Here is a 14739-nt window from a genome sequence, read left to right on the forward strand (position 1 = left end):
GGTGGCTTGGCAGGGAGGGGCGCTGCGTCGCGCCGACTACGATCGCCGCGGCCGGGTGCCCGCGGCGTGAGCGCGGGAGCGCGGCTCCCGCGCGGCTACGCAACTCGCGCTCAGGCGCTCTTTTCGAAGTTGATCATCCACGCAACGCCGTAAGCGTCGGTCACGCAGCCGAAGCGCTCGGCCCAGAAGGTCTGCGCCAGCGGCATGGTGACTTTGCCGCCTTCGGCCAGGCCCTGGAAGATGCGTTCGGCATCGGCGGCGGAGTCGACGTTGAGCGAAATCGATATGCCCTGGACGCCTTGGTAGGGGTAGTGGGCGCCGGCGTCGGAGGCCATCAGCACCCAGTCCTTGGCGGCCAGGCGCACGTGCATGACCCGGTTCTTGGCTTCGGCCGACAAATCGTCGCAGCTGCCGTCGGGGGCTTCGCCGTAACGCAGCAGCAGTTCGATCTTGCCGCCGAGCAGTTCGGCGTAGCGCAGGAACGCGGCTTCGGCGTTGCCGTCGTAGGTGAGGTAAGGGGCGAGGTACATGGGGAAACTCCTGTGCTAGGGAGAGGGCGCGCAGTTGGCGTCGCTTTCGATGATGCGGTGCAGCTCGCTCACGCCGTCGCCGGCGATCTCGAGGAAGCGCTTGGAATACTCGATCGCGGCTTCGTAGGATTCGACCTCGATCAGGGCGTAGCCGGCGATCACTTCCTTGGCCTCGGCGTAGGGGCCGTCGGTCACGGTGATCTTGCCGCCGCTCAGCCCGATGCGCGCGCTGCCTTGCGGGAGCAGGCCGCCGGTGTGCAGCAGGCTGCCATCGCTCAGGCCCTGCTGGATCAGGGCGCCCATGCGCTGCTGCTTGTCGGGGCCGAAGTCGGCGGGCTTGCCGGGGTCGGGCGTGTAGATGGACAAAAACTTCATCGGTGACTCCGTGGAATTGGCGGACTGTACGAAGACGACGAACGACGGCTCGTGGAATCGACAGCGCGGGCGAAACGGATACGCGCGGCGTTCAGTGACTGGCGGCCTGGGCGCGCAGGCGCTGTTCCTGCTCGCGCAGTTCCGGGGTGAGCTCGGCGCCGAAGTCCTCGGCTTCGAACACCTGGCGGATCTCGATTTGCGATTCGGCGCCGGTCGGATTGGGGCAACGCTTGACCCACTCGATCGCTTCTTCCTTGGACTTGACCTGGATCAGCCAGAAGCCGCCGATCAGTTCCTTGGTTTCCGGGAACGGCCCGTCGACGACGGTGCGCTGGGCGCCGTTGAAGCGCACGCGCGCGCCTCGCGAGGAGGGATGCAGGCCCTCGCCAGCCAGCAGCACGCCGGCCTTGACCAGGTCCTCGTTGTATTTGCCCATCGCGGTCAGCAGCTCTCGGCTGGGCATTTCGCCGGCTTCGCTGGCGGCGTTGGATTTGACTATCACCATGAATCGCATCGTCCTGTCTCCTGCTCGGGTGGAGAGCGCCGGCCGGCTGCCGGCTGCGGCGGGGCCGGTCTCCCGGCGCTCTTACCCAGGGCGACGAACGCAGAGGCGCGGAATCGACACGGTGTGGAAAAAATGTTCGCGGCGGTTGCGGTTGCCCCTGTACGGCGCCCGGTGCTAGCGTTCCGGCTCCCGCCCTGAACCCAGGTCAGCCCCGATGAAGTCGCTCAAGTATTTGATCCCGCTTGCTTTTCTGGTCAGCTCCGCAGCCGTGGCCGCGCCCGAAACCTACGAGATCGATCCCTCGCACACCTATCCCAGCTTCGAGGCCTCGCACATGGGCGTGTCGCTGTGGCGCGGCAAGTTCAACTCCTCCAGCGGCCAGGTGGTGCTGGACAAGGCCAAGGCCAAGGGCGCGGGCACGGTCGAGGTGACGGTCGACGTCGACAGCATCGATTTCGGCCACGACAAGATGAACGAGCATGCGCGCGGCGCCGATCTGTTCGACGTGGCCAAGTACCCGACCGCGACCTACAAGGGCAAGCTCGAAGGCTTCGTCGACGGCGCGCCGACCAAGGTCGTCGGCGAGCTCACCCTGCACGGCGTGACCAAGCCGCTGGAGCTGAAGATCAATTCCTTCAAGTGCATCCCGCATCCGATGCTCAAGCGCGAGCTGTGCGGCGCCGATGCGCTGGCCACGTTCCAGCGCGACGCGTTCGGCATCTCCGCCGGCAAGGACTGGGGTTTCAGCATGGACGTGACCCTGCGTATCCAGGTCGAAGCGGTGGCCAAGGCCAAGTAAGGCCGTCATCGCCGGCTTCGACACCTATCGTTCGAGGAGCGACAGCATGAACAACGAACCGCAAGCCGAGCATCGCTGGCTGCATCAGTTGGTCGGCGAATGGGAGGGCGAGGGCGAGGCCTACGGCGCACCCGGCGAAGCGCCCTTCGCCTGGAAAACGATCCAGAGCGTGCGCAAGATCGGCGAGCTGTGGATCCAGTGCGAGGCGCGCAACGAAACGCCAAAGGGTGCGCCGGACATCATGCAGATCACCCTGGGCTACGACCCGGCCCAGGGGCGCTACGTGGGCGTGTTCGCCGGCAGCATGATGTCCAAGCTGTGGATCTACGAGGGCCAGGTCGAGGACGATGGACGCACGCTCACCCTCGACACCGAGGGCCCGGACTTCACCAGCGGGCAGACCCGCAAGTTCCAGGACATCGTCGAGCTGATCGGCGACGACCGCCACGAGCTGCGTTCGCGCAAGCTCGGAGACGACGGCCAGTGGCAGCCGGTGATGCGGGTGCGCTACCGGCGCATCCGCTGAGCGGCCCGCGCGGTCGCGACTGCGGTCGCGGTCGCGGCACTTGCGACAGCCGCGCGCGGGCGGCAGTGTCGGGGCTTTCCACTGGAGAGCCCGGCATGTCGCGTGCGCTATCGGCCTTGAGCCTCGTTGCGGCGATCGCCGCGTCCCTGTGGTCCGGCGCGAGCCCGGCGGCGCCGACGGCCGACGAAACCGCGTTCCGCGCGCTGTACCGCGAACTGGTCGAGATCAACACCACTCGTTCGGTCGGCAGTTGCACGCGCGCGGCGCAGGCCATGCAGGCGCGCCTGCTCGCGGCGGGCCTGCCGGCGGAAGACGCGCGCATCCTCGCGCCCGCCGACCGCCCGCAGGACGGCGCCCTGATCGCGGTGCTGCGCGGCCGCGAGCGCGCGCTCAAGCCGCTGCTGTTGCTGGCGCACATCGACGTGGTCGAGGCCCGGCGCGAGGACTGGCAGCGCGATCCCTTCACCCTGGTCGAAGAGGACGGCTGGTTCTACGCGCGCGGCGCCAGCGACGACAAGGCCATGGCCGCGATCTTCACCGACAGCCTGGTGCGCTATCGCCAGGCCGGCTACGTGCCGCGCCGCGACATCAAGCTGGCCCTGACCTGCGGCGAAGAAACCCCGGACGTGTTCAACAGCGTCAAGTGGCTGATGGAAACCCAGCCGGACGCGCTGGCCGCCGGCTTCGCGCTCAACGAAGGCGCGGGCGGCGAATTGCGCGACGGCAAGCCGCTGGCGCTGCAGATCCAGGCCGGCGAGAAGGTCTACCAGGACTTCGAGCTCAGCGCGAGCGATGTCGGCGGGCACAGCTCGCGACCGACCCGCGCCAACCCGATCACCCATTTGGCCGGCGGCCTGGAGCGCCTGGGCGCGTACCGCTTCCCGATCGCGCTGAATCCGGCCACGCGCGGCTATTTCGAGGCCCAGGCCAAGCTGTCGGCGCCGGCGATCGCGGCCGACATGCGCGCGGTGCTGGCGAATCCCGCGGACGAGGCGGCGGCGGAGCGGCTGTGGACGATCAATCCGGGCTGGAACAGCTCCCTGCGCACCACCTGCGTGGTCACCCAGATCGAGGGCGGCCATGCGCCCAATGCGCTGCCGCAGCAGGCCCGCGCCAACGTCAATTGCCGGATCCTGCCGGGCGTGCCAGTCGAGGAGGTGCGCCAGAGCATCGTGCGCGTGCTCGCCGACGACAGCATCAAGGTGAGCGCGCGCGGCGAACCCGGCATGGCGACCTCGGTGCCGCCGTTGTCGCCGAAGATCCTGGGCCCGGTGCGCGAGGTCGCCGACACGATCTGGCCCGGCGTCGCGATCGTGCCGACCATGTCCACCGGCGCCACCGACGGCCGCTTCCTCAATGCCGCCGGCATCCCCACCTACGGCCTGTCCGGCCTGTTCCACGACGCCGAGGGCAGCCGCGCGCACGGCCTCAACGAACGCATCCGGGTGCGCTCGCTGCTGGACGGGCGGCGTTTCCTGCACGAGATCGTGCGCCGTTACGCCGACGCCGCCGATTGAGCGGCGTACCGGCATGCGACGCCGCGCCGGGGCGCATGCCCCGGCCGCACACACCACAAGGGAAGACGCATGGACATCCTGCTGCACACGGACGAACTCGGCGACGGCGTGACCGTCGCCAACGCCAGCGCCGACGACCTGGCCGACACCATCGCCCAGACCTCGCACCTGGGGCCGGTGCGTTACATCGTCTACGACGCCCGCGGCTTCCGCCTGGTCACGGGCGGCGATCCGGGGGCGATGGCCAAGATCGCGCAGTCGGACGTGCCGGATACCCTGCTGTCGCTGCTGAGCGCCTTGCGCGCGGCCGGCGCGTAGGCGCGCGCCGCCGTCGCGCGACGGCGTGGGCGGGCAATAATGGCCGCCTCCCCAGCGAACGAGGTGCAGCATGATCCAGCGCTTTGAAGTCGGTCCGCGCATGTCGGAAATGGCGGTGCACAACGGCACGGTGTATCTGGCCGGCCAGATCGCCGACGACGAACACGCCGATATCGGCGGGCAGACCCGCCAGGTGCTGGCAGCGATCGACGCCCTGCTGGCCCAGGCGGGCAGCGACAAGTCGCGAATCCTGCGCGCGCAGATCTACCTGGCCGACATCGCCGATTTCGCCGGCATGAACGCGGTGTGGGACCAGTGGGTGGTGGCCGGCCGCACCCCGCCGCGCGCGACCGTGCAGGCGGCGCTGGCCAACCCGAACTGGAAGATCGAGATCGTGGTGACCGCCGCGGTCTGAGCGCGGCCTCGCGGCGCGACGGTGCGTTCAAGCCCCGTCGCGGCGCCCGGCCTCGGCCGCGGTCAGGAATGCATCCAGCAGCGGGCGCCCGGGCATCAGGTCGGGAAAGCGCGCGTCGTGGAATTCCGGGTGCCATTGCACGCCGACCACGAAGGCGGCTTCGCGTGCGCGCACGCATTCGGGGATGCCGTCCTCGGACCAGGCCTCGACCTCCAGGCCTTCGCCGAGCCGGCGGATGCCCTGGTGGTGGATGGAATTCACCCGCGTGCCTTCCTGCGGCGGGTACAGCCCGGCCAGCCAGCCGCCGGCCTGCAGGTGCAGGGGATGGGCGTGTTCGTCGTAGCGATCGGGCAGATAGTGCACGCTGCGGGTGGCGCCGCCGGCGACCAGGTCCTGGTACAGGCTGCCGCCATAGGCCACGTTGATCAGCTGCATGCCGCGGCACACGCCCAGCACGGGCTTGCCGGCGGCGACGAAGGCGCGCAGCAGCGACAGTTCGAAGCGGTCGCGGTCCGGATCGGTGCTCTGCAGCATCTCGCTGGGCTGCTCGCCGTAGGCGATCGGGTCGATATCGGCGCCGCCCTGCAGGATCAGGCCGTCGAAGGAGTGCGCGTACTCGCGCACCGACAGGTCGCTGCGCTGGACGTCGCCGTGCGGATCGACGGTGGGGATCATCGCCACCAGCGCGCCGGCCGACATCACCCAGTGCGCCATCGACTGCTCCAGGTACTGCAGGGTCTTGTTGCGGAAGCCGTACTGCGCGGGCAGGTTGCGCATCAGGCGCGGCGACAGGCCGATCATCAGTTTGCGCGGTGGGCTGGACATGCGGGCCTCGTGGGTTGGGCGTTCAATCGAAGTCGACCGTGGCCGCGCGCAGCCAGTCGACCACCGCGTCCAGCGAGCTCACCCGGCTCAGGCCGAGCTCGCGCTGTTCGCGGTACAGCGCCAGCTGCCGGTGCGCGCTGCTGCCGTCGGCGACGATCGCGTCCAGCGGCGCCAGCGCCTCGGCGCTGTCCAGGGCGCGGATGTCGTCGGCGCATAGCGCGCGCAGGCGCGCCAGGGCCTGCGGCAGCGGTTCGGGCTCGGCGCCGCTCTCGTCGAAGAACTTGGCCTCGGTGCCGAAGCGCTTGGCGCGCCAGCGGTTCTCGTCGATCACGCGCCGGGTCAGGGCGCTGCGCGGCGGCTCGTCCTGCGGGTTGCGGACCAGGTAGCGCAGCAGGCAGCGGTACAGCGCGGCGATCGCCAGCGCATCGCGCACGCGCGTGCAGCAGTCGGCGATGCGCAGCTCCAGGGTCGGGTAGCGCGGCGAGGGGCGGATGCCCCACCACAGCGAGCGCGCGTCGTTGATCGCCTTGACCCGGGTGAGCAGGGCGGCGAGGGCGTCGTACTCGGCCTCGTCGGCGAAGAAGTCGGGGATGCCGGTGCGCGGCCATTCGTCGTACACGGCCTGGCGGTAGCTGAGCAGGCCGGTGCGCGAGCGGTTCCAGAACGGCGAGGAGGTCGACAGGGCCAGGAACAACGGCAGCCACGGCATCGCACGGTTCATCACCCGCACCCGGTCCACGCCCGGCGGCAGCTGCACGTGCACGTGCAGGCCGCAGACCAGGCTGCGGCGGGCGACGATCTGGAAGTCCTCCATCATCCGCCGGTAGCGCGAGCGCGGGCTGCGCTCCTGTTCGCGCCACACGCCCAGCGGGTGGGTGCCGGCGGCGACCAGGCCCAGGTCGAAGCGCGCGGCCACCTGCGACAGGGCGTCGCGCAATTCGATCATGCTGCGCTGCGCCTGCGCGGCGTCGCGGAAGATGGGGCTGGAAATCTCGATCTGCGATTGCAGCATCTCGTTGGCGACCGAGTCGCCGAGCTCGCGCCGCGCCTGCTTGAGCAGTTCGGCCGGCACGCGCGTGGCCAGGCCGTGCGCGCCCGGCCGCACCAGGAAGTATTCCTCTTCGATGCCGTAGGTGTAGTCGTGATCCCCGCTCACGCACGAGCATCCCGGCGTCGGGGCAGGGAAACGGTTCGGAATCGGCGCATGTGGAGCTCCTGCGATCGCGGAAGCGCTCAAGGTAGCGCGGCCGATGTAAGCGGCAGTTGAAGGCGACGCGGTATCATCGCGGCATGTCGAAGCTGCTATTGAACCTGCGCCAGGTGCCCGAGGACGAGGCCGCCGACGTGCGCGCGATGCTGGACGCGCACCGCATCGAGTTCTACGAGACCCGGCCCAGCCGCTGGGGCATCTCCTATGGCGGGATATGGATCGCCTACGACCGCGACGAGGCCGCCGCGCGTGCCCTGATGGCCGAGTATCAGGCGCAGCGGCAGGCGCGTGCGCGCGCCGAGCACGCGGCAGCGCAGCGCGAGGGCCGCGCCGAGACGTTCGCCGATATCCTGCGCCGCGAGCCGATGCGGGTGCTCGCCATCGTGGCCGCGATCGCGGCGCTGCTGGCGGTGCTGGCGCTGCCGGCGTGGCTGCTGCGCCCCTGAGCGCGGGCTCCGGCCTGGTGCCGCCGCCGGGGCGCCGCGTGAGCTGAGCCAAGCGGCGCGGCCTCAGGCCTGCGATGCCGACGCCGCGCCTTCCAGGTCCAGCGCGGTGAGATACAGGCGCAGGTCGAACTCGAGCTGGTGGTAGTCCGGCGCCATGTGCGTGCACAGCTGGTAGAAGGCGCGGTTGTGCTCGCGTTCCTTCAAGTGCGCCAGTTCGTGCACCACGATCATCTTGAGGAAGTCCGCCGGCGCCTCGCGGAACACGCTGGCGATGCGGATCTCGCGGCTGGCCTTGAGGCGGCCGCCCTGCACGCGCGAGATCGCGGTGTGGGTGCCCAGGGCCTGGCCGATCACCTGCAGGCGACTGTCGTAGAGCACCTTGTTCAAGGGCTCGGCCTTGCGCAGGTAGCGGCCCTTGAGCTCGCTCGCGTATTCGTACAGCGCGCGGTCGCTGCGCACCTCGTGCGCCTGCGCGTAGCGCTCGCGCAGTACCGCGCCCAGACGCCCCTGCGCGATCAGCTCGCGCACGCGCGCCAGCACGGCGTCGGGATAGCCCTTGAGGTAGGTCAGTTCCTGCATCGCATAACGATACGGCAGCGGCGCCGCGCTGCGGTCAGGCGCGCGTGCCGTGGCGGCTCCATGGCGACGGGCGTTACGCATCCCATCAAGCAATGAAATGCCCACTGGCGCAGAAATCGCTTGGTTTTTGATCACAATTGAAAATTGGGCTTGATTGTCACTTTAGGATTGTGTTTTATCTTCCGGCAACTCGAAGTGGCGCATTTCTCCAATGCGGACTCGCGAGCGGATGCCGGCCGCAGGCCGGAGACGAGCAGGGCGTCGAAGGAGCGAAGGAATGCAATCCGGTCAGCGTGGATCCCGTATCGCAGTCGTGGCGATGCTGTTGCTGGCGGTGGGGCTGGGGGCTTGGTGGTGGAGCCGGCGGGGACAGGATGCTGTGCCCGCCGCGCAATCGGCCGTTTTTGCCCCCTTGCCGATCGCCAGTGCCGACGCGCCAGCCGATGTCGGCGGTGGCGATCCTGCCGCCGACATCGTGCGCGCACGTCCGCCAGGCGCGGCACGGCGGGACCTGAGCACCGAGCGCAGCTACGACCTGCCGCGTGGACGCGCGCTGGACGTGATCGCGGCCCTGCAGCCGCGCGCCGAGGCCGGCGACAACGACGCCGCGTTCTACTTGTTCCTCAAGATCGAGGGCTGCCGCTACCAGCTCTATCACGGCGGCGGTAACGGCCGTGCGGCGCCGACCAGCGGCGATAGCGTCGAATCGCAACTGATCGCGCGCACACCCCCGGACTGCCACGGCCTCACCCCTGAGCACTACCGCAACAACCTGCGTTGGCTGGAACAGGCCGCCGACAGCGGCTTGATCATGGCGCAGCTCAGCTACGCCGGAAATGCCGAGGCGGTGGTGGGGAATTCCTCGCAGATGCTGGCCAATCCCGAAAAGGTCATCGCCTACCGGCGCAAGGCCATGGGCTACCTGCATCGGGCGGCCGCGAACGGCAGCGTAGGCGCCCTGCACAGTCTCGGCGACGCCTACCACTACGGCGTACTCGCTCCGCGCGATCCGGTCCGCGCCTATGCCTACGCCTACGCGGAAAGCCTGGCCCTGCCGCAGTACGGGCAGTTCCGCCTGGGCAACTACGCGAAACAACTCGATCCCTCACAACTGGCTGCGGCCACTCAACAAGGAAGGAGGATTTACGATGCGTGCTGCAAGTAAACACAGGGCGTGGCTGGCGGTCGCGTTGGCGATACCGCTGCTGATCGCCGGCGCCTGGCTGGTGGCGGCCGAGCGCGGGCCTTACGAATGCGACAACGGTTGCGGGATCGATTACCCCAAGCCCGACCCCGCCACATTGGATTACATCGAGCGGATGAAGCCATTGTTCAACCAATGGTTCGGCGACATGTTCTGGAACAAGGGCGACATCTACATCATCTGCAACGCCAACTACTGCGCCAAGTACTACATCACCGACGATTTCGGTCTGTTCGGCACCAGCGACGGACGCATGGAGCGCGAAAGCGGCGACGGCAGCGGTACCAGCAGCGGCGGCGGCGAAACCGGCGAGAGCGGCGGCTACAGCCCGGGTTGGGACGGCGGCGGTGGCGGCGGCAGCACGGGTGGCAGCACGGGCACGGTACGTGTGGGTGATCCGCAGACGGTGCAGGATTGATCGCCCTGTCTTGTCCGGGCGGGGCGATGTTCGGCCGCCGCCTCGGCGATGGCCCGTGAAGCATGCAGTACGTCTGCCCGAAAAGCAGGGGCATTAGCCTGCTCTGACAGTCATCGCGGTCATCGACGGCATCGATGACCGCGATGCGCTGGATGCGATGAGAGGCCAGCGCCACCGATCCACAAGCCCTCCCGCGCGACTGCTGGTTCCACCGATACCGCGTCGCTGCGCAGGTCTCCCGTGCGCGGATCTTGCGTGAGCCACTATCGGTGGGTTGTTTATGCCTTCCCGAGAGCGGTAAGCCAGGGCGATGCGCAGTCGCCGTCAATGCGATACGTATCGTATCGGAGCAGAGCTTACCCACTATATAAGCCAACGAAGTGCCGATTGGTGCGTAAATCGTGTGGGCACGGCATTGCGAACTCTAGTCGGTCTTGATTTTCATTTCCGGTGTATGTCTTGTTCGTGGTGGGCGGAGTCGGAGTCGACACCCGCGGGAGGTTCAGGTGAGCGGGATGGACAGCGAGAGCAAGGGAATGCGGACAGGCAAGAGACGGCGTTGGATAGGGAGCGTGGTCGCGGCTTTGACGCTGTCGGCGCTAGCGGCGATGGCGCTGTGGATGAGCCAGCGCGAGGCGGAGGCGACGCGCATCGAGCGGGTTGATCCCTCCGTTATCGCGCGCGCGCCGGGATCCTCATTGCTCGCGAACGATGCCGAGCCGGGCGATCCGGCGGCCGAGCTATTGCGTGCGCGTCGTCCGGGCACGATACCTCGCGTGTCTACGTTCACGCGAAGCTATGACCCGCCGCCAGGACGCGCGGTGGATGTGATCGCGGCGCTGCGGCCGCGCGCCGAAGCAGGCGACGCCGATGCCGCCTTCTACATTTTCGTCAAGGTCGAAGGCTGCCGATATCAGCTCTATCACGGACGAGGCAACGAAAGCCAGCCGCCGCTCGGTGCGGACGACAGCTTGGAAGCGCAGTTGATCGCACGCACGCCGCCGGAATGCCGTGGCCTGACTTTGGAGCAATACCAGGGCAACGTGCGTTGGCTGGAACAGGCGGCCGACAGCGGGCTGGTCATGGCCCAGCTCAGCTATGCCAGCAACGCCGAGGCGGTGGTCGGCAATTCTTCTCAGATGCTGTCCGATCCGGAAAGGGTCATCGCTTACCGGCGCAAGGCGATGGGCTACGTGCGCCAAGCTGCCGCAGGTGGAAGCCTGGAAGCCTTGCACAAGCTCAGCGATGCCTATCATTACGGAGTGCTGGTGCGGCGCGATGCCCTGCGCGCGTACGCCTACGCCTACGCCGAGGATTTGGCCGCGCCGAGCCGATATGGCAAGCGTCGCCTCGATGCGTATGCGGCTCAGCTAGATCCTGCACAGCTGGCTGCGGCCACTCAACAAGGAAGGAGGACTTATGACGCCTGCTGCAGGCAATAGAAAAGGATGGCCTTGGGACTGGCGGATCCGTTCCTGATCGCGGGGGCTGCTGGTTGCAGGCGACAGCCGGCATGACGGCTTTCGATGATCGTCAAGCGTCGTGCGCAGGGTGGCGGCGGGACGGCAGTCCCGCCGCGCTCGCTCCCGACGGCCTCCCTCAGGGCATCACATACTCCACCCGCAGCTTCGCGCTGGCGCCACGGTCGATCCACAGGTAGTTCGTGGCCGTCTGCGGGTTGGCGAAGCGCAGGCGCAGCTGGGTGCGGCCGGCGCGATTGATCGCAGCCAGGCCGGCAGCGTCGAAGGCGGTGCTGGTCTGGCTGCCGCCGGTGAAGGGCAGCAGTTGGGCGACCGCGCCGGCACTCGCGGCGGCGGCATAGTCGGCGGCCTCGATGGTGCAGGCGCCGTAGCAGCCGGTGCGCAGGTCGATCAGCAGGCTGTTGCCGGCCGGGTTGCTCCAAGGATCGCCGTAAGCGCTGCGATAGCTCACGCTGAGCGTGGCCGACACCACGGTGGCGCCGTCGGGTATCGCGGCGGTATCGAAGGAGAGCAGGCTGCGGTTGTGCTTGCCGTCGGCGCCGCGGCCCGAGGCCAGGCCGTAGCTGGCTTCCAGGCTGCCGACCGCGGGCGCGCCGCCGTTGGCATCGGCTTTGACGTAGCCGTCGTTAGCGTCTTCGTTGTCGAAGCTCAGCACGCCGCCGCTGCCGCCGCCCGTGCCGCCGCTGACGGTCACGCCGACCGCGGCCGAGCTGCCGACGTTGCCGGCCAGGTCGTAGGCGCGCGCCTGCAGGCTGTGCGCGCCGTTGCTGCTGCTGGCGCTGTTCCACAGGTAGGCATACGGCGCGCCGGCGTCGCTGCCGATCAGGTTGCCGTCGAGCAGGAACTCGACCCGGTCCACGCCGACATCGTCGCTGGCGTCGGCGCTGACGCTGACGTTGCCGCTGACCTGGGCGCCGTCGGCGGGCGCGGTCAGCGCGACCTGCGGCGCGACTCCGTCCAGGTCGTCCAGGCCCCAGAAACGCGCGATGTAATAGCTGGAGCAGATATTGACGTCGAGGATATAGGCGCCGGCCGTGCCGCATTGGCTTTCGCCGCTGCCGGGATCGACCGGCGTGCCATGGCCCATGCCGGTGAGGGTGTAGGTCTCGACCAGGGCGCGTCCGGCGGCGTCCTTGTAGACCTTGTGCGGATAGCCGGCGACGCTGTCCTGCAGGTCCGGGGTCTGGTCGATGCCGTGGACGTCGGTCCATTGCTGCAGGCTCTCGTTCTGGTTGAGCGGGCGCACGGTGTAGTCGGCGTCGCCGTGCCAGATCGAGACGATGGGCCAGGGGCCGGTGTGGCTGCTGGCGGCGCGCACCTTGTCGCCCCATTGCGCGGGCGTGAGGTCGCTGCCGGGGTTCATGCAGCTGAAGGCGGCGCTCTGGCTGGTGGCGCAGCGGTGCGGCAGGCCGGCGAGGATCGCGCCGCCGGCGAACACGTCCGGATAGGTCGCCAGCATGGTCGAGGCCATCGCGCCGCCGGCGGAGAGGCCGGTGACGTAGACGCGGTCGGCGGCGCTGGCATGGTCGCCGCGCATGCGATCGACCATCTGCTTGATCGACAGCGCCTCGCCCTGGCCGCGCGCGGTGTCGCCGCTTTCGAACCAGTTGAAGCAACTGCTGGAGTTGTTGGCGCTTTGCTGCTGCGGCAAAAGCAGCGCGAACTGCCAGCGCTGGGCCAGCAGCTCCCAGCCGGTCTCGGCGTCGTAGCTGGCCGCGCTCTGGGCGCAGCCGTGCAGGGCCACCACCAGCGGCGCGTTCGCGGGCAAGCCCGGCGGCACGTACTTGAACATGCGCAGGTTGCCGGGATTGCTGCCGAAGCCGGTGACCTCGGTCAGGGCCAGCGCCGGCGTGCTGATCGCAAGCGCGAACAGGCCGGCTAACAGGAGCGGAAGGTTGCGGCGGCGCGCGCGCGCTGCGGCGGCGGCGAGGGCTGGGACGGTCATGCGGTCGACTCCTTCGGACAAGGGCGGACTCACGAGCAGGACGGCAACGAACGCGGGCCGCGACGAACTCGGGCTCCAATCCGCACAGGCCCTGGCAATGGCGCGGAACGGGCGGCGACGTGTTTCCCCGGATGCGCCCGATGCCCGCGGAGTAGGCCATGCCGGACGCCGGCCCACCATCGTCCGATGGGGCAAGCTGCGCTGCAGCATGGGCGGCGGAACGCGCGCCGGAGACGCCCCGCGACGGCGGTTCAGGCCGCCGCCATAAATCCGTCATCACGCCGCCATAGTCTGGAGGCCATGAACATCCTGATGCTGTCCGACGTGTATTTCCCGCGGGTCAACGGCGTCTCGACGTCGATCCGCACTTTCGCCCAGTCGCTGGCGCGCATGGGGCACGCGGTGACTCTGGTGGCGCCGGACTACGGCCCCGCCAGCGGCCAGGAGCAGCACGACGGCCACGGCGAGTTCGAGATCCTGCGGCTGCCGTCGCGGGTGATCTTCTTCGATCCCGAGGACCGTCTGATCCGCGCCTCGGCGCTGCGCGAAGTGGAGGCGCGGCTGGCCGCGCGCGACTGGGACGTGATCCACATCCACACCCCGTTCCGCGCCCACAGCCTGGGCGTGCGGCTGGCGCGGCGGATCGGCCGGCCGACGGTGGAGACCTATCACACCTATTTCGAGGAGTACGTCGGCCACTACCTGCCGTGGCTGCCGGCGCCGCTGCTGCGCGCGTTCGCGCGCCGCGCCTCGCGCTCGCTGTGCCACGGCGTCGATCACCTGATCGTGCCGACCGCGCAGATGGTGGAGGTGCTGGACCGCTACGGCATCACCACGCCGTCGACGGTGCTGCCGACCGGCATCGACCTGAGCGAGTTCGCGCGCGGCGATGGCGCGCGCTTCCGCGCCGATCACGGGATCGCGCCGCAGCGGCCGACCCTGGTGACGGTCAGCCGGCTCGCGGTCGAGAAGAACATCGCCTTCCTGCTGCGGGTGGCGCGGCGCCTGGTCGAGGAATTTCCGCAACTGCTGTTCCTGATCGCCGGCGAGGGCCCGGATGCCGAACGCCTCAAGCGCCTGACCGCGGAACTGAAGCTGCACGACCACGTGCGCTTCTTCGGCAACCTGGATCGCCGCACCACCTTGCTCGACGCCTACCGCGCGGGCGACGTATTCGTGTTCGCCTCGCCGACCGAGACCCAGGGCCTGGTCCTGATCGAGGCCATGGCCCTGGGCGTACCGATCGTATCCACCGCGGTGATGGGCACGGCCACGGTCCTGCGCGACGTGCGCAGCGCGGTGATCAGCGCCGAGGACGAGGCCGCGTTCGCAGAGCATGTCGCCAGCGTGCTGCGCTCGCCCCAGACGCGCGCGGCCTTGTCGGCGGCGGGGCCGCTGGATGCGCGCGCCTGGAGCACCGACGGCCTGATGGAACAGGTGGTCGCCTTGTACGAGCGCCTCGCGCGCAGCCGCGCCGTCGCGATGGCGTTGGCGGCGGAGGCGAGTCCGTAGGATGCGATAAGCAGGCGCGCCGCATCGTGGCGGCGCGAGCGGCTGGGGCCACGTTGATACGGTTACCACCGCATCCCCCGGCCGCGATCGCAGGATGCGGCAAGCCATAGGCGCACCGCATCGTCGCCACCGAG

General features: G+C 69.0%; 17 protein-coding genes. 10 read left to right on the plus strand and 7 right to left on the minus strand.

Features of this window, described 5'->3' with window-relative positions:
• Positions 1–110 precede the first annotated feature (110 nt).
• The 3 genes from V1318_RS17510 to V1318_RS17520 form a co-directional block, all read right to left on the minus strand.
• Entirely contained in the window at positions 111–530 is a 420-nt protein-coding gene (locus tag V1318_RS17510; protein WP_332941023.1) for a VOC family protein, read from the minus strand.
• A 15-nt stretch (positions 531–545) separates the two neighbouring features.
• Positions 546–905, minus strand: a complete 360-nt coding sequence (locus V1318_RS17515) for a YciI family protein (protein WP_332941024.1) — start codon at positions 903–905, stop codon at positions 546–548.
• Positions 906–996: 91 nt separating this feature from the next.
• A complete protein-coding gene (locus tag V1318_RS17520; protein WP_332941025.1) occupies positions 997–1419 on the minus strand; it encodes a YciI family protein in 423 nt (140 codons plus the stop codon).
• A gap of 205 nt (positions 1420–1624) precedes the next feature.
• Between V1318_RS17520 and V1318_RS17525 the strand changes: the two genes are divergently transcribed.
• The 5 genes from V1318_RS17525 to V1318_RS17545 all read left to right on the plus strand — a co-directional run bounded on the left by V1318_RS17525 (position 1625) and on the right by V1318_RS17545 (position 4985).
• Positions 1625–2209 carry a YceI family protein gene (locus tag V1318_RS17525; RefSeq protein ID WP_332941026.1) on the plus strand — a complete coding sequence of 195 codons (585 nt, stop codon included), beginning with the start codon at positions 1625–1627 and terminating at the stop codon, positions 2207–2209.
• A 46-nt stretch (positions 2210–2255) separates the two neighbouring features.
• Positions 2256–2735, plus strand: coding sequence for a DUF1579 domain-containing protein (locus V1318_RS17530; RefSeq protein ID WP_332941027.1), 480 nt, complete (start codon positions 2256–2258; stop codon positions 2733–2735).
• Between the two features lie 95 nt (positions 2736–2830).
• The gene (locus V1318_RS17535; RefSeq protein WP_332941028.1) at positions 2831–4252 is read left to right on the plus strand and encodes a M20/M25/M40 family metallo-hydrolase; all 1422 of its coding nucleotides are present in this window, start codon (positions 2831–2833) and stop codon (positions 4250–4252) included.
• A 69-nt stretch (positions 4253–4321) separates the two neighbouring features.
• Positions 4322–4570 (plus strand): hypothetical protein, encoded by a 249-nt coding sequence (locus tag V1318_RS17540; RefSeq protein ID WP_332941029.1) that lies wholly within the window; start codon positions 4322–4324, stop codon positions 4568–4570.
• Between the two features lie 70 nt (positions 4571–4640).
• The gene (locus V1318_RS17545; protein ID WP_332941030.1) at positions 4641–4985 is read left to right on the plus strand and encodes a RidA family protein; all 345 of its coding nucleotides are present in this window, start codon (positions 4641–4643) and stop codon (positions 4983–4985) included.
• 27 nt (positions 4986–5012) lie between these two features.
• Here the strand turns inward: V1318_RS17545 and V1318_RS17550 are convergent, their stop codons facing one another.
• Entirely contained in the window at positions 5013–5810 is a 798-nt protein-coding gene (locus V1318_RS17550; RefSeq protein ID WP_332941031.1) for a type 1 glutamine amidotransferase, read from the minus strand.
• Between the two features lie 22 nt (positions 5811–5832).
• On the minus strand, positions 5833–6966 hold the full coding sequence (locus V1318_RS17555; protein WP_332941032.1) for a carboxylate-amine ligase: 1134 nt from the start codon (positions 6964–6966) through the stop codon (positions 5833–5835).
• Between the two features lie 134 nt (positions 6967–7100).
• On the opposite strand from V1318_RS17555, the gene V1318_RS17560 reads away from it, so the two are divergent.
• Positions 7101–7466 carry a DUF6164 family protein gene (locus V1318_RS17560; RefSeq protein WP_332941033.1) on the plus strand — a complete coding sequence of 122 codons (366 nt, stop codon included), beginning with the start codon at positions 7101–7103 and terminating at the stop codon, positions 7464–7466.
• A gap of 63 nt (positions 7467–7529) precedes the next feature.
• On the opposite strand, the gene V1318_RS17565 is transcribed toward V1318_RS17560, so the two are convergent.
• On the minus strand, positions 7530–8045 hold the full coding sequence (locus tag V1318_RS17565; protein ID WP_332941053.1) for a YgjP-like metallopeptidase domain-containing protein: 516 nt from the start codon (positions 8043–8045) through the stop codon (positions 7530–7532).
• A gap of 412 nt (positions 8046–8457) precedes the next feature.
• Between V1318_RS17565 and V1318_RS17570 the strand changes: the two genes are divergently transcribed.
• The 3 genes from V1318_RS17570 (at position 8458) to V1318_RS17580 (ending at position 11109) form a co-directional block, all read left to right on the plus strand.
• Entirely contained in the window at positions 8458–9210 is a 753-nt protein-coding gene (locus V1318_RS17570; protein ID WP_332941034.1) for a hypothetical protein, read from the plus strand.
• Positions 9194–9667 (plus strand): hypothetical protein, encoded by a 474-nt coding sequence (locus V1318_RS17575; protein ID WP_332941036.1) that lies wholly within the window; start codon positions 9194–9196, stop codon positions 9665–9667. Before V1318_RS17570 ends, V1318_RS17575 begins: the two co-directional genes overlap by 17 nt.
• Positions 9668–10182: 515 nt before the next feature.
• Positions 10183–11109, plus strand: a complete 927-nt coding sequence (locus V1318_RS17580; protein WP_332941037.1) for a hypothetical protein — start codon at positions 10183–10185, stop codon at positions 11107–11109.
• Between the two features lie 157 nt (positions 11110–11266).
• On the opposite strand, the gene V1318_RS17585 is transcribed toward V1318_RS17580, so the two are convergent.
• A complete protein-coding gene (locus V1318_RS17585; protein ID WP_332941038.1) occupies positions 11267–13093 on the minus strand; it encodes a PHB depolymerase family esterase in 1827 nt (608 codons plus the stop codon).
• A 300-nt stretch (positions 13094–13393) separates the two neighbouring features.
• On the opposite strand from V1318_RS17585, the gene V1318_RS17590 reads away from it, so the two are divergent.
• Positions 13394–14605 (plus strand): glycosyltransferase, encoded by a 1212-nt coding sequence (locus V1318_RS17590; protein ID WP_332941039.1) that lies wholly within the window; start codon positions 13394–13396, stop codon positions 14603–14605.
• Positions 14606–14739 lie beyond the last annotated feature (134 nt).

Origin of the sequence: Lysobacter sp. CCNWLW3 (assembly GCF_036697405.1) — a bacterium.
Lineage (GTDB): Bacteria > Pseudomonadota > Gammaproteobacteria > Xanthomonadales > Xanthomonadaceae > Lysobacter.

Bases quoted from the DNA above. Each gene is read 5' to 3' on its own strand.
- V1318_RS17520 (WP_332941025.1), bottom strand. From the start codon at position 1,419: ATGCGATTCATGGTGATAGTCAAATCCAACGCCGCCAGCGAAGCCGGC.
- V1318_RS17550 (WP_332941031.1), bottom strand. From the start codon at position 5,810: ATGTCCAGCCCACCGCGCAAACTGATGATCGGCCTGTCGCCGCGCCTG.
- V1318_RS17575 (WP_332941036.1), top strand. From the start codon at position 9,194: ATGCGTGCTGCAAGTAAACACAGGGCGTGGCTGGCGGTCGCGTTGGCG.
- V1318_RS17530 (WP_332941027.1), top strand. From the start codon at position 2,256: ATGAACAACGAACCGCAAGCCGAGCATCGCTGGCTGCATCAGTTGGTC.
- V1318_RS17510 (WP_332941023.1), bottom strand. From the start codon at position 530: ATGTACCTCGCCCCTTACCTCACCTACGACGGCAACGCCGAAGCCGCG.
- V1318_RS17565 (WP_332941053.1), bottom strand. From the start codon at position 8,045: ATGCAGGAACTGACCTACCTCAAGGGCTATCCCGACGCCGTGCTGGCG.
- V1318_RS17585 (WP_332941038.1), bottom strand. From the start codon at position 13,093: ATGACCGTCCCAGCCCTCGCCGCCGCCGCAGCGCGCGCGCGCCGCCGC.
- V1318_RS17590 (WP_332941039.1), top strand. From the start codon at position 13,394: ATGAACATCCTGATGCTGTCCGACGTGTATTTCCCGCGGGTCAACGGC.
- V1318_RS17535 (WP_332941028.1), top strand. From the start codon at position 2,831: ATGTCGCGTGCGCTATCGGCCTTGAGCCTCGTTGCGGCGATCGCCGCG.
- V1318_RS17580 (WP_332941037.1), top strand. From the start codon at position 10,183: ATGGACAGCGAGAGCAAGGGAATGCGGACAGGCAAGAGACGGCGTTGG.
- V1318_RS17540 (WP_332941029.1), top strand. From the start codon at position 4,322: ATGGACATCCTGCTGCACACGGACGAACTCGGCGACGGCGTGACCGTC.
- V1318_RS17515 (WP_332941024.1), bottom strand. From the start codon at position 905: ATGAAGTTTTTGTCCATCTACACGCCCGACCCCGGCAAGCCCGCCGAC.
- V1318_RS17545 (WP_332941030.1), top strand. From the start codon at position 4,641: ATGATCCAGCGCTTTGAAGTCGGTCCGCGCATGTCGGAAATGGCGGTG.
- V1318_RS17525 (WP_332941026.1), top strand. From the start codon at position 1,625: ATGAAGTCGCTCAAGTATTTGATCCCGCTTGCTTTTCTGGTCAGCTCC.
- V1318_RS17560 (WP_332941033.1), top strand. From the start codon at position 7,101: ATGTCGAAGCTGCTATTGAACCTGCGCCAGGTGCCCGAGGACGAGGCC.